Origin of the sequence: Bacillus sp. FJAT-29937 (assembly GCF_001509555.1) — a bacterium.
Classification (GTDB): Bacteria; Bacillota; Bacilli; order Bacillales; family Cytobacillaceae; genus Cytobacillus.
The window spans coordinates 39,299-53,731 of record NZ_LMAS01000014.1 but is presented as its reverse complement, the minus strand read 5'-3'; the positions used below and the strand labels follow the sequence as shown (position 1 = coordinate 53,731).

Annotated in this window: 10 protein-coding genes and 1 riboswitch; of the genes, 8 read left to right on the top strand and 2 right to left on the bottom strand. The window is 35.3% G+C overall.

The window, feature by feature from the left end; translation table 11 throughout:
* The first annotated feature begins 10 nt into the window (after positions 1-10).
* From AR328_RS20340 to AR328_RS20320, 5 genes are all read left to right on the top strand, one after another.
* Positions 11-3,055, top strand: a complete 3,045-nt coding sequence (locus AR328_RS20340) for a type I restriction endonuclease subunit R (RefSeq protein WP_066301022.1) — start codon at positions 11-13, stop codon at positions 3,053-3,055.
* A 765-nt stretch (positions 3,056-3,820) separates the two neighbouring features.
* Complete coding sequence (locus AR328_RS20335; RefSeq protein ID WP_066301020.1) at positions 3,821-4,981, top strand: DUF262 domain-containing protein; 1,161 nt, start codon at positions 3,821-3,823, stop codon at positions 4,979-4,981.
* Complete coding sequence (locus AR328_RS20330) at positions 4,959-6,023, top strand: AAA family ATPase (RefSeq protein ID WP_066301018.1); 1,065 nt, start codon at positions 4,959-4,961, stop codon at positions 6,021-6,023. The genes AR328_RS20335 and AR328_RS20330 overlap by 23 nt, the downstream gene beginning before the upstream one ends.
* Positions 6,023-6,883 carry an MAG6450 family protein gene (locus AR328_RS20325; protein WP_066301010.1) on the top strand — a complete coding sequence of 287 codons (861 nt, stop codon included), beginning with the start codon at positions 6,023-6,025 and terminating at the stop codon, positions 6,881-6,883. Before AR328_RS20330 ends, AR328_RS20325 begins: the two co-directional genes overlap by 1 nt.
* Positions 6,884-7,781: 898 nt before the next feature.
* On the top strand, positions 7,782-8,375 hold the full coding sequence (locus AR328_RS20320; protein ID WP_066301007.1) for a cyclodeaminase/cyclohydrolase family protein: 594 nt from the start codon (positions 7,782-7,784) through the stop codon (positions 8,373-8,375).
* Positions 8,376-8,507: 132 nt separating this feature from the next.
* Here AR328_RS20320 and AR328_RS20315 read toward each other — a convergent pair whose 3' ends face one another.
* Complete coding sequence (locus AR328_RS20315) at positions 8,508-9,902, bottom strand: DUF4910 domain-containing protein (protein ID WP_082677335.1); 1,395 nt, start codon at positions 9,900-9,902, stop codon at positions 8,508-8,510.
* A gap of 340 nt (positions 9,903-10,242) precedes the next feature.
* Positions 10,243-11,340 carry an MBL fold metallo-hydrolase gene (locus tag AR328_RS20310; RefSeq protein WP_066300998.1) on the bottom strand — a complete coding sequence of 366 codons (1,098 nt, stop codon included), beginning with the start codon at positions 11,338-11,340 and terminating at the stop codon, positions 10,243-10,245.
* A gap of 252 nt (positions 11,341-11,592) precedes the next feature.
* Between AR328_RS20310 and AR328_RS20305 the strand changes: the two genes are divergently transcribed.
* The 3 genes from AR328_RS20305 to AR328_RS20295 all read left to right on the top strand — a co-directional run bounded on the left by AR328_RS20305 (position 11,593) and on the right by AR328_RS20295 (position 14,418).
* Complete coding sequence (locus tag AR328_RS20305) at positions 11,593-11,871, top strand: ArsR/SmtB family transcription factor (protein ID WP_066301110.1); 279 nt, start codon at positions 11,593-11,595, stop codon at positions 11,869-11,871.
* Between the two features lie 118 nt (positions 11,872-11,989).
* The gene (locus tag AR328_RS20300) at positions 11,990-12,373 is read left to right on the top strand and encodes a VOC family protein (protein ID WP_066300992.1); all 384 of its coding nucleotides are present in this window, start codon (positions 11,990-11,992) and stop codon (positions 12,371-12,373) included.
* Between the two features lie 680 nt (positions 12,374-13,053).
* Positions 13,054-13,155, top strand: a riboswitch (purine riboswitch).
* Between the two features lie 117 nt (positions 13,156-13,272).
* A complete protein-coding gene (locus AR328_RS20295) occupies positions 13,273-14,418 on the top strand; it encodes a BMP family lipoprotein (protein WP_066300989.1) in 1,146 nt (381 codons plus the stop codon).
* The last annotated feature ends 15 nt before the right edge of the window (positions 14,419-14,433 follow it).

Sequence of the window (14,433 nt, the reverse complement as noted above, 5' to 3'; positions counted from 1 at the left end):
GGTGAAAGGGTTGATAGAGGACAAGGAGATTCGTTTTGAACACGATATAGAGACGAGTTTAATTCAATACGGTGGCTGGCAAAAAGAGAGTTTCAAAGATTCCAATTTTGATGCAACTATTGGGCTTGATTTGAATAAATTAATTGCTTTTATTAAAGAGACGCAGCCAAAGAAATGGGAACGTTATGAGAAAATTTACAAGGAAGATGTACGACGAAAGTTTTTAAAGCGTTTTGAGGAAGAGGTACATATGCATGGTATGCTTCATGTTTTGCGCACTGGCATTAGAGATCGTGGTGTTTCTTTAAAAGTAGCGTTTTTTAAACCTGTTTCAGGGCTCAATTATGAGTTATTGAAAAAGTATGAAGCGAATCGGTTTACTTGCACACGTCAATTTGCATACAGTCCAAATAATCGCAATACTATTGACATGGTGCTTTTGTTAAATGGTATTCCTATCATTGCTTTAGAACTGAAAAATCAGTATACAGGTCAATCTGTTGAAAATGCAAAAGTTCAATTCCAAAAAGATCGTGACCCTAAAGAGTTAGTTTTTCAATTTAATACTCGTTTCTTAGTTTGTTTTGCAGTAGATCATTATGAAGTATTTATGACAACAAAACTGGCTGAGAAAAAGACGTATTTCTTGCCATTTAACCAAGGTTCGAATGGTCCGGGGAATGTAGGTGGGAAGGGGAATCCCGAAAACCTAGAAGGGTACCCAACAGCTTACCTGTGGGAACAAGTGCTGCATCGAGATAATGTAATGGATATTATTCAACGTTTTATGAACCTAGAAGTGAAGAAGGAAAAACAAGGTGACCGAGAAGTTACGAAAAAGACACTAATTTTTCCTCGCTATCACCAACTAGATGTTGTTCGTAAACTGCTTGCAGATGTAAAAGAGCATGGCAGCGGTGAAAATTATTTGATCCAACATAGTGCTGGATCAGGGAAATCAAATAGTATTGCGTGGTTAGCATATCATTTAGCGTCTGCTCATGACAATAACAATAATCCGATATTTGCATCAACCATTATTGTTACTGACCGTACAGTGTTAGACCGTCAATTACAAAATACAATCATGAGTTTTGATCATACAACAGGACAAGTTGAAACGATTGATGATAAAAAAACTTCACAGGATTTAAAACAAGCCATTAACGATGGCAAGAAAATTATTATTACAACGCTTCAAAAGTTCCCTATTATTTATCAAGAGATAGATGCTTCTAATGGTAGAAATTTTGCGGTGATTGTTGATGAAGCGCATACTTCTCAAACCGGTAATAGCGCACAAAAATTAAAAGCAGCTTTAGCAGATAAAGAAGCGACACTAAAAGAATATCAAGAGATTGAAGAAGATATTGAAAACACTACATTAGATGACCAAGACGAGTTAGTGAAAACATTATTAGCTCAAGGACGTCATCGGAATTTAAGCTTCTTTGCTTTTACAGCGACACCAAAAGAAAAAACAATTGAACTGTTTGGAACGAAACAAGCTGATGGAAGCTTTGCGCCATTTCATGTGTATAGCATGCGCCAAGCAATTGAGGAAGGATTTATTTTAGATATCTTAAAAAACTATATGACATATAAAACTTCGTATCGTATTGCGAAGGAAATTGAAGATAATCCTGAGCTCCCTAAAACAGAAGCTGTGCGTGCTATTGCTCGCTATCAGTCTTTCCATCCTTGGGTATTGCGCCAAAAGACAGAGGTTATGGTTGAACAATTCCGATCGGTAACAAAAAAAGCGATTGGTGGTCGTGCCAAAGCTATGGTTGTCACCCCTTCCCGTTTACATGCAGTGCGATACATGCAAGAATTCAAAAATTATATTGAAGAAATGGGATATAAAGATTTAGATGTGTTAGTAGCTTTCTCAGGTTCTGTTACTGATGAAGGTGAGGAATATACTGAACCGAGTATGAACGTTACAAAAGACGGGGATCGCATCAAGGAAAGCCAATTAAAAGAAACGTTCCACACAGATGATTTCAATATTTTAATTGTAGCTGAAAAATATCAAACAGGATTTGATGAACCTTTATTGCATACGATGTTTGTTGATAAAAAGTTACGCAGCGTTAAAGCTGTTCAAACATTATCTCGCTTAAATCGTACAATGCAAGGGAAAAAGGATACGTTTATCCTTGACTTTGTAAACGGTGAGGAAGAAATTTTAGAAGCATTTCAACCGTTCTACGAAGTTACTACTTTGGATAGTGAAATCAATATTAACTTAATTTATGATACGCAAAGTAAATTGCGAAAATATACTATTTACAATCAAGAAGATATTGATCAAGTATTAAAGCTAGTCAAACAGGCACAAAGAAAACAAGATGAAAAGTTACTCGGGCGTATTTCCAGCCTTTTTAAACCAATTATTCAAAGGTATGAAGATCTCCCTAAAGACACACAGTATGAGTTTCGAGTAACCCTTCGTAACTTTGGTAAATGGTATAACTATATCTCTCAATTAGATCGCACATTTGATATGCAACTTTTAGAAGAAAGCATTTTTACAAACTATCTTTTAAAATTCATCCCGAAAGAGCAACGTGAAAAAGTAGATGTGGCTGACAAAGTGAAACTAGAATACTACAAACTTCAAAAGGATTTTGAAGGTGAAATTATGCTAGTGGCAGAAAACTCCGAGAGTGGGATACTAAGCAATCCAAAAGAAATTAATGCAGGCATTAAACCACCGGAAGAACGAGATTCTTTAGAAGAAATCATTTATCGAATCAACGAACGATTCCCAGACGATTTCACAGAGGGAGATAAAGTATTAATTGAAACCCTATATAAATCATTTAAAAGAGAACTAGATTTAAAAGTAGTGAATATGGCTAAAAATAATAGCTCAGAAATGTTTGAGAACAATTTATTTAAAGATATCTTCCAAGACAAAGTGATGGAAGAATACGCTCAAAATCAAAATGCATTTGAGAAGTTAGTTGGTTCTGACGAAAATTATTATAATGTGGTGTACTCTTTACTTGCGAAAGATTTGTATAAATGGTTTAGAGCACAGGCTTAAGAAATTGGAATAATATACAGCTAAGAAATATTTGCATGTGTCTGATGCTGGGTGTGGATTGTTAGAAAAATGAGCATAAGGAAAAACTGATGCTATCACTTTCGGTGATAGATCATGCAAAGCCTGATGTTTCCGTGATATCAAAATAAAAAAGTATGTCAAAAGTGTGTGACAGTAGAACATTACTTTGTCACACGCTTGTGACACCACTAAATAAAATGTCCCCACCCAAATATCAGGCTTTGCCTGATTCCCCTCCGCAAGTGGGGACACATTTCCCTTATACTCTTCTAACTAAATGTCGTAGTATTGGTTGTTTAATTTACAATAAAGGTATTAAAAAAATGTGAGTCTTTCTATTCAACGAACGGTCCATATTATTGAAGATTATGGTTAAACTAAGAATAAAATTAACAAAAAATAAACGGTGACTTTTATGCACATTTCATTTCAATCTGGATTGTTGATATCTTTATATTCCTGACTGTATTCTCTAATGATAAACAGAACTGGAGAAAACATCTCCTTAAGTTTATTTATTTTGCTGTTGGTTTCTCTATTTTGTACTTTCTATTAGAGCTATTGTTAGACAAGCCTTTGTAATTTTTCACCGACAGGGTGCGTTTCTGAAAAAGTTGTATTAGTTTAACAAGACATATAACAATGATCTTCCATAATCGCGATTATGGAGCAATACAGGTATGAAATGATCAAACTTTTTTATAAGCCAACACAATGGTAAAATAAACTAAAAGGGAGATGAAGATGGTGAATGAAGAACTTATCGAAGAACTTGAAGATTTAGAAAGTGAAGATGATAACTTTTTATCAGTAAGAAACCAACAGGATACAGATAATATCTATCCCCAAGCCAATATTAAAGTAGAGAGAGATCAATATTCAATTTTTGAATTGAATCGTAAATTTGAGAGAAATCAGTTAGTATTGGATCCGGATTTTCAAAGAGAAGCAGTTTGGAAAAAGGATCAACAATCAGAATTAATAGAGACAGTTTTAATGGGGATTCCATTACCAATATTTTATTTGAATGAGACAAAAGAGGGGAAATTAGTTGTAGTGGATGGTAAACAGCGATTAACTACATTTTTCGCCTTTTTAAATAATGATTTCAAATTAAAGAATTTAAAAATACTGAGGGAATGTAATGGCATGTATTTTAAAGATTTGGAGGAAAAGTTGCAAGCTAATTTGGAAGATTTTCAAATAATTGCACAAGTAATAAAGCCTCCGACCCCTGACAGAATAATGTTTGACATCTTTGACAGGGTAAATAGAGGTGGAACTTCTCTAAATAATCAAGAAATGAGAAATGCTTTATATCAAGGAAAATCAACTGAGTTAATACAGTCTCTAATAAATTCAGAAATTTTTAAAGTTGTTACATGCAATTCTATAAATTCCACAAGAATGAAGGATCGTTATCTTGTTTTGAGATTTGTATCTTTCTATTTGTTGAATGAAGGTCTATTAATGGATGAAAATAATAAGCCTGTTGAATATAAAAATGATATTGATGAATTTTTAGGTAAATCGATGGAGTTTTTAAATAAGAGAAATGATGTTGAGATAAATAACATAAAAAGTAACTTTGAAAAATCAATGCAAAATAATTTGTTGATTTTTGAAGGAAATGCATTTAGAAGATTGCCAAACGGCGATAGGAAGAAACCGATAAACATGATATTGTTTGATGCATTTGGATATCTTTTTACTCAATTTGATACATCATTTTGTAAAAACAACAAGGATGAGATAAAGAAAATTTGTAATGAACTATTAGCCAATAATCGCTTAAATAAATTACTTACAGATGATAGGGGTAGAAGTATTATTATTACTGAAGTTTTTAATATGGTTAATGATTTGAAAGTGAGGATTAAGTATGATATCAAGATTAAAAATTAATAATATTAAGAGTTTTGATAGTACAATCTTGGACTTGCAAAATTTCACTTTACTTGTTGGTATGAATTCGGCTGGGAAGTCAACTATCATACAGTCATTGTTGTTGGCAATACAAAACATTAATGAGGAGGGGCGTTCTCCTCTAAATGGCAGATTGGTCTCATTAGGTGAATTTTCTGATGTTAGAAACTTTATTAAAAATGCTAAATCGTTTTCTATTGAATTGACATCAGTTAATGAAAAATTAACCTTAACATTTTATGAGGATAATGATTCCGTTATTTGTGAAGTTGAACCAAAAGAGAATGAATTAACTGAATATCTTAACCAGAAAAATAAGAGGATACATTACTTGTCTTCAAAAAGAATTGGATCTCAAGATTTATATGGGAAAAATTACGATAAATATAATGACTACGGTATTTTAGGGGAGTATGCAATTGATTACTTTGATAAGAATAAAAATAAGCAAGTTAACGAGTATCTCATCAAAGATAAGTCGATTGGTTCTACACTTGGCATACAGTTGAATTATTGGTTGAAATATATATTAAATAGTGAACTTCTTACAGAAGATATTACTGATACAGACCAAGTAAAAGCAAAATTTCTTTCCGTTAATAATAGGTATGTAAGACCAAAGAATATTGGTTCCGGTTTAAGTTATGTTATATCAATTTTAGTTAGTATATTGTCATCACAAAGAGGTGATTTAATAATTATTGAAAACCCTGAGATTCATTTGCATCCAAAAGCACAATCAAAATTGACTGAGTTAATGACTTATGCTGCACAAAATGGTATTAAATTAATTGTTGAAACTCACAGTGACCATATTTTTAATGGAGTTAGAAAAACAATCTTCAAAAAAACAATTTCAAAGGAGAATGTATCGATATACTTCTTCGAAATTGATCAAAAAGAATTGGTTACAAAGGCTACGAGAATTAATATTAAAAATGATGGGAACGTAGAAAATCACCAAGATGGATTATTTGATCAATTCGATGATGATCTTGATGAATTATTGGGGTTAAAATAATGGAAGTATTATTAAATGAGTTATCTTTAGAAGCACAATTTGAAAGTCCTGAAACATTTTTAGATTCACTAAAGGATATAATTAGTATTCAAAATATAATGGATTTATGTTCAGTCACATTATTAAAGCACCAAGATTTATATAATTTTAAAGTTACAGGAAATCGAACTTTACATGATATTCTTATTGACAAAAAAATAAGTACTAGAAGTGAGGCTCGTAAATTTAAAATCTTTTTAAAAAAATTAATGTCTGATCCACCTTTTTGGCAGGAGAACCAAAGGCATATAAATAGTGATAGGTATTTTTGCGAATACACAAATGAGGTAAGTGGATATTCATTAGCCGAAGCATGTGAAAGGGACAAAATAGTTTTATCATTTGTTAGTCAACGATTTAGAGAAATATCATTAGATATAAAAAAAAATGGACAATCTATTAGTTTGTTAAATATAATTGATCCTAGAACATTCGCAGACTATTTACTGGAAGAGAAGAAAATTGATTATAAAGAATATTGTAATAGTAGATTTGAAGGTCTTAATATATCATTCTTAAAGCTAGAATCTAATTATGATTTTAATAAATTAGAAGAAGATGAGGCTAAGGCGTTTATTTCCACATTTAAAAATTTTAGCGAAATGACATGGGATGCAATTCAACAGTCTACAGGATTAGATTTCAAAAAATATCAACCTCCTTCGAGAAAAGTTGATTGGTTTTTAAACTCTCCCAATGCTGATAAACAAATTTATAAGTTCAGAACTAGTCAAAAATATAGGTGTTTTGGGTATAGAGAAGGAAATGTATTTTATGTTTTAAGGTTTGAAGTAGATCATTCTGTTAGTGATAACGGCTAATAAAATAATAATAGTTACTACAAGGTTTACATGACTGTTGGCGAATCCCTTCATAAATTTCAAGGTCATATTCTCCATAGACTTTTCCATCTTTGATATAGTAAATGGCATTCACATGCGACATTTCATAATGGAATGGGTTTTTACTTAAACCATCAGCATTTTCGTTTTCACCATCATTTCGAAAGACGTTAAATTGTAAAGCCGTTTCCTTTTTTTCTAGTAACGCTTTTTGAACTTCATCTAAGAATGTGGCATCTGTTTCATTCGTAATTATGACGAACCCACTTTTTGATCATCAATAATTTGTTGGATAACATCTGTTGAAGCTATTTTAGCTCCATAATCGTGGTTACATCCTGATACAACTCGCAACAAAAGCCATTTTAATTAGCTTCATTGTTGAAACCCTCCTTAACAGGTTTATTAATAAAGTTTTATACTTCATCTAAACCTTTCTAAAATATGTGGTCACACACATGGTCATTTTTTTGGTCATGAGAGATTGCGGAACCATTTAACGGTATTTTCTGATTTTATTCGAAACGTTGATTTTAATGGGTTTCTTTGAAGCTATCTTAGAGGATTTATGTGGCGAGCTTATTGGCGGCATGATGTAATCTGCCCCTCAATCCCTTGATAGACAAGGATTTGAGGTTTTTAACGGAGGCTTCCCATTAGTTCACCGAACTTTTGAGAGGCCTTCTTTTTTAATCTCTTGCGTTACATGGAGATACAAATTATAGCCAACTATAAACCTCAATTAGGGATAAAAAACCTTATTAGGTATCAGAAGATGTAAATTGAAAAAGTCCTTGAAGTTTGCAGTTATACAGATGAAAATAAAATGGACATGGTTATATCCGATTAGCAAGATTATAAGAAGGTGGAGATGGGTATGAATCATATTGATTCTTTAACAGTCCATGAATATCTTGAAAAATTGGCTGCCCCCGATTTTCCGGGTCCGGCAAGTGGCAGTGCTGCAGCAACCGTTGCTGCGATGGCGGCTGCCTTGCTGGAAATGTCCTGTAAAGTGACAATAAGAAAGGGATGCGAAAACATACCTATATCCTTAAAACACATAGAAGATGTTCGTAATCAGTGCCTGGCCCTTGCGACAGATGATATGAAAACACTCGCAGTAGTAGTGAAGGCAGCAAAATTAAAGGCAGATTATCCGGATGAGCATGAAGAGGCGATGAAGAATGCGACAAATACGTTAGCTTCAGTTGTGAAAAATTGCGAAGAAATTTTAACTGGAGTCGACCAATTCTTTCATCTATCTGACAAAAGAGTGATAGGGGAACTTGCTGGAAGTGCCAACATGGCAGAGACTGCAGCTGCTTCGGCAAAACATGGGGTAAAAGTAAATCTCTCATTGATACAGGATGAATTCTTCAAAGAAAATGTATGGAATATTGTTCGTGAGAGCTATCAAAATAGTAATGAAATGAAACAGCGAATTGAAAGAAGTATTAATAGATATTAGAACGCATGTAGGGTGATGGCTCTTTTTTTGGTAGAGAAGAAGGTAAGAGCCGGCGTTACTTAAAACAAAATATGTAATTGAAAATGAATGAAGCTGTTGCTACCAATGTTCGCAACAGCTTCCACTTAGATATTAAAGGTGTAGATCCTTGTCAAGCTCAGCTTCTATAGGTATAGGGGCTACCTTCGAACGTTCTAATGCCGGTGTATCAGGACGGGCTGCCTGATAGATAGCCGCACCTAGTACTTGAGCTGTTTTTAATAATTTTTCTTTGCTTATTAATTCAATGTTATCGCGAGAAGTATGGTATTCCGGTTCTAGGGGGGCATACGAAAAGACAGCTGCCGGAATGCCAACCTCTGTGAATGGCTGGTGGTCACTTCTTCCGACTTGGTTATATGAAATCGCTTCATACAATCGAGTTCCGGCCGAATTTCCTAAAGTGGTGACGGTGTTCGGCTTGCCATCTACTGTAAACATGGCAAATTCCCCGGAATTTTTGCTTCCTACCATGTCCATATTAAACATTGCAACCGTACGGTTAATTTCATCCTCGGAAAGCTGCTTAGTATAATGATAGGATCCCAGCAAACCTCTTTCTTCTGCACCAAACGTAATAAAACGAATTTCGGTATCAGAAGGGGTGTTTTCAAGTACTCTAGCTAACTCCAATAAAACAGACGTTCCTGATGCGTTGTCACTCGCGCCTGTACCAACAGCAACTGAATCATGATGAGCTCCAACCATGATAATTTGCTTCGTATCCTTATTGGCTTGCGGCTTTTTGGTGGCGATGACATTATGGGAGGTTGCCACAGTAAACTTTGCACCTTCAATTCGCATTGTGCCGATAAGAGGTGTTTGATCCAAAGTAGAAACTAATGCGTCCCCATCTGATTTGGTCATGAATAAGGTTGGAAGATTCGATTCATCAGCTGCAAGGTTGGACGTGGGTAATCCTGCCACATCGTTGATAATAACGACTCCGCTTGCCCCGGCATTTTTGGCATTTGACATTTTTGTTGCAAAGGGAATTCCTCCGCCTCGATGAATCAAAGCAATTTTTTTGGAAACATCTTTTTCAGCCACTTCAGCTTCACTTCCGAGGCCAACATATACCAACTCACTGCTCGTTCCGTCGGATGGTGTATTTTGCGAGTAATTAAAAGCCGTTACCTGATAACTCGTGCCATTTACAGAAAAAGAGGATGTCGTTGGTCTGTTGTAGCCGGTTACAAATTTAAATGGCTGGATCTCTACATTATTGAAACCATATTGCTTAAATTGATTTGCTATGTACTCTACTGTTTGGTCTTCCTTTGCTGTGCCGGCTACACGCGCGCCGATGGTCTCTGCCAAATAAGAAACATTTTCATAAATACGATCGACATCAATCCGTTTTACAACCTTGTTGTCAAAGGCTTGTTGAGATGGATTGTCCTTTGTCTGTGCAAAAGCATTGTGTGAAGAGGCCAATAAACTTCCAATAAGAACTGTTGTACCTACAATCTTCAAAACCCTTTTCAAAGTCGTTCCCCTCCCTATTTTATTATCAAGTTAATTATATAGTCATAGTGTAAACGCTCTCAATAGGTGGTTTTGTCGTATTAAGACTAGTATTGCTGAATGATTGTAAGAAGGTTGTTTAATAGGGAATCCTTCAAAGAAGGGTTCTTCTTTTCCTTTCAAGTTTTTTCACATCTTCTAAGCGGTCTGATTTATAAAGTCCTGCATGCCATGCGATAATGTGTATGAGAGCTAACATTTTGCTAAGAAAAAGAGCTTCTCTTTAGTCATTGGACTATTGAGAAGCTTCTTTTTTGTTATTAATCAAACGTTTTGATTAATATGCCCTGTGTTTCACAATTTACATTTTCCACCATGATAAGACAGGAACAGATAGTTCTCCAGTTAATTGAACCGTTTCGCCAATTTTAGGGGCGATGAGATTCCGTTCGACTTTCTTTGCCTCTATTAATGCGCGTTCAATAGGGTCAGTCCAACTATGATACGCAAGCGTAAAAGCCCCCCAATGAATTAACATCATATTCTTTCCATTTACATCTATACTGGCCTGTACAGCTTGTTCGGGTGTCATATGAACCCAAGACCAATGTCGGTCGTATTGACCGCCTTCAATTAAAGTGATGTCAAAAGGTCCGTATTTTTTTCCGATTTCTTTGAAATGTGCATCATAACCACCATCCCCACTCGTATAGAAACGGGTATCTTTACCAAGAATGACCCAACCACCCCATAATGTCGAATCCCGATTAAGAAGTCCTCTTCCAGAAAAGTGTTTGGATGGAGTGAATGCAATCGTTAAACCTTGGAAATCCGTTTCATCCCACCAATTAAATTCTGTAATGTTTTCTTTTGCAACTCCCCACCGGATCAAGTGAGTACTTACACCGTAAGGAACGAAGAAATGACCGACCTTGTCCTTCAGCTTTCGAATGGATGGATAATCGAGGTGATCGTAATGATCATGGGTAATGAAGACAGCATCAATAGACGGCATTCTGTCAATAATAGGCAACATATCCTCACTGTAGCGTTTGCTTCCTGCAAATGAAACGGGTGAAGCCACTTTACCTAGCATAGGGTCCACAAGCATCTTTTTGTTATCGATACTGAGTAAAAAAGCTGAATGCCCAAACCAGGTTAAACTATCTTCTTTACTGTTAATTTTGTGCCAATCAATCTCTGAAACGGAAACTTGACCGGCAGGATTGCGATCTTTACGACCTGAAATAGACTCCTTCATCAAAGAGAGGTAATCGGATAAACTCATATTTAACTTTGTTGGCACCTGATTGACAAATTTTCCTCCGACATAATTACCAAGCTTCTCATACACTTTTTTTTGTTCTTTACTAGGTTTTCCCCCGAATGTCGGATGTAAGTTAATAAACAATGAAATGGCAACACAGAATACAACGAAAAAAATGAATAAATAAATCATTATTTTTTCAAAATTCCTTTCCTAGCGGTTATATAAATTTGATGTTCATATAAAAGTAGACATGAGTGCAAAGGGGCGCATATGTATATAATTTAAAATAAAAACATGATAGTTTCAATTGATTATACTTGTGCGATTATGTTTTCAGGAGAAGGAATAATATTGTTAAGATTGAGTATAACGGTTCTCATCACGCAACCGTGAAGTTGCTTATGATTGACAGGCAACTGTGCAGTTGCTTATAATCGATATATGAATGGGAACAAAGATGCTATATTCAAAGCACTCGGCGACTCGACTCGGCGACTGATACTAGACGAATTATCCGAACGCAACGAGTTGACGTTGTATGAACTTACGGTCCGTCTCATTATGAAGCACCACCTTTCCATTTCGCGACAAGGGATAGCTAAACATATTTCCGTATTGGAGGATGCGGGACTCGTAATATCAAAACGAAAGGGAAAGTATCGAGTACTTACGTTCATCAACGAGCCACTTAAAACCTTGCTAAAAGGATGGATAGAGTAATCGAAGTCCTCCCTGATGGTAAATATTCTTTTCGGGGAACGACGAAATTTAGGGTTTTGCTGGAAGCTAGATTGTTAACTGAGCACATACATCGTAAAATTTAGGGAGGCAAAACAGTATGAAAATCATTGTTAAAAGTATATTCGTACAAGATCAAGACAAGGCACTGGAATTTTATTCAGAAACTCTCGGTTTTATAAAAAAAACGGACGTTCCCGCAGGAAAATTTAGATGGATTACGCTTGTTTCTCCAGATGATCAAAACGGTACCGAGCTTGTGCTCGAACCAAATGACCATCCAGCAGCTAAAGAGTTTCAAAAGAAGATATATGCCGATGGAATCCCAGCAACCATGTTTGGCGTTGCAGATGTTCGCAAAGAGTACCAACGATTAGTGGAAAAAGGCGTGAAGTTTACTATGGAGCCGACAGACATGGGCGTAGTCACAATAGCTGTCTTTGACGATACATGTGGCAACCTTATTCAGATAGCTCAGAAATAACTTTATAACGAAATGGGGTTAAATGGCTCATAGGGAGTTTAATACGACGGGCGGAATGATGTAATAATGGCTTACCAATTAAAAGAAGCTTCTTAATTAGTCATTAGACTTATGAGAAGCTTCTTTTTTTGCTGTTAACCAATCGTTTGATTAAAATGAAATGCAATTTGTTTAAAATAATTTGTGGAACTAAGGAGTTAGGGATTACACCTAAGAGTTAAATTAATAGACGGATGAATTCCGCCTATTTAGTAATAATTTCAAAAACGGGCTAAAATAGACGGAGAAGTTCCGGCTATTTTCTTAAAAAGCGCAAATATGGAGGATTTTTCAACCCTTAACCGGAAAAACTCCCCTTATTTCCTCCGAAAACGAGCTCCATTCTGCATTTAACCGGAATAACTCCGCTTATTTTCCCTTTTACATACCAATAACAATGACAATACAATTATCATATCAGGCACGTATTTTTATAAATACAGCTCAAAACGGAACCCTCTGAATAAACTCCCACGAGATTTTTTTCCTCCTCTTCCAAAAAGGGGATTTTGACTTTCAATATATTTTATTTATAGCTAATATTTAAACTAATCACTCAATTTCCGAACATTAACCACTTATTTTTAAAGAGTATTCGTGTTTTTATTGACGACCTGAATTTCGGATGTTACTATGGGTTAGTATAAAATTAATGTTATTCTCGTATAATATTGGGGATATGGCCCAAAAGTTTCTACCAAGCTACCGTGAAGAGCTTGACTACGAGGTTGTGTATATAAATATGGAACAAAACTCCATTATCTACCATCCTAAAGTCAAGCACCGGTGTAACTCGGTGCTTTTTATTTTTCACAATCAGCAGCAATTCAAAATGATGAAAATTTAGGAGGATTATTTCAATGAAAAAGAAAATTGTCATGATATTATTCATAGCTTTAATGACTGCAGTAATGGCAGCATGCGGAAATAACTCTGCGAAGAATGAAAACGAAGCTAAGTCTGGAAAAGGTGAAGAAGGATTAAAGATTGCCATTGTAACAAGCCCTTCAGGCGTTGATGATGCAAGCTTTAATGAAGATAACTATAAGGGAATATTGAGCTTTATTGATAAGCATCCAACAGCAACAGTAAAGGCTGTTAGAGAAGAAAGCGGTGACCCTGCAGCGTCTGTACAAGCTGTTGCTGATATTGTGGCAGATTATGATGTTATTGTCACACCTGGGTTCCAATTTGCTGGAGTTTCTAGTATTGCTGTAGAAAATCCTGATAAAATTTTTATTATAAATGACTCAGAGCCCGCACCTGTAGGGGATCAAACAGAATTCGATAATGTATATGCGATGAATTTCGCTGAACAAGAAAGTGGCTTTTTTGCAGGAATGGCTGCAGCACTTGAAACAAAAACAAATAAAGTAGCAGTTGTAAACGGTGTAGCGTATCCTTCAAATGTAAATTATCAATTTGGCTTTGAATCTGGTGTAAATTATGTAAATAAAGTATATGGTAAAAAGGTTGAAATGGTAGAACTATCTGGTTATGCAGGAACGGATGTAACGGGTGCCAATGTAGGTGGCAACTATGCAGGATCTTTTGCAGATGAAGCTACTGGGAAAGTGATTGGAAATGCGTTAATAAAACAAGGTGTAGATATCATGTTTGTTGCTGCAGGTGGTACTGGTAATGGGGTATTCACGGCAGTTAAGGAAGCTAAGGGCGATATTAAGGTAGTTGGTGTGGATGTTGACCAATTTGATGAAGGTGCAAATGGTTCCGAAAATATCGTATTAACCTCTGCGGTAAAGTTCATGGCTATGAATATTGAAAAGGTCTTAAATTCTGTTGCTGATGGAAGCTTTAAAGGTGGAAATGTCGTTCTTTATGCAGATACAGATTCAACTGGTTTTATTAAAGAAGAAGGCCGCCATCAATTATCAGAGGATGCACTTAGTAAAATGAATGAAGCTTACAAGTTAGTTCAAGAAGGTAAAATCGTACCTGCATCTAATTTTAATGGTCATACTCCAGAAAAGTTCCCGGGGTTATAACATTAAATAGAAAAA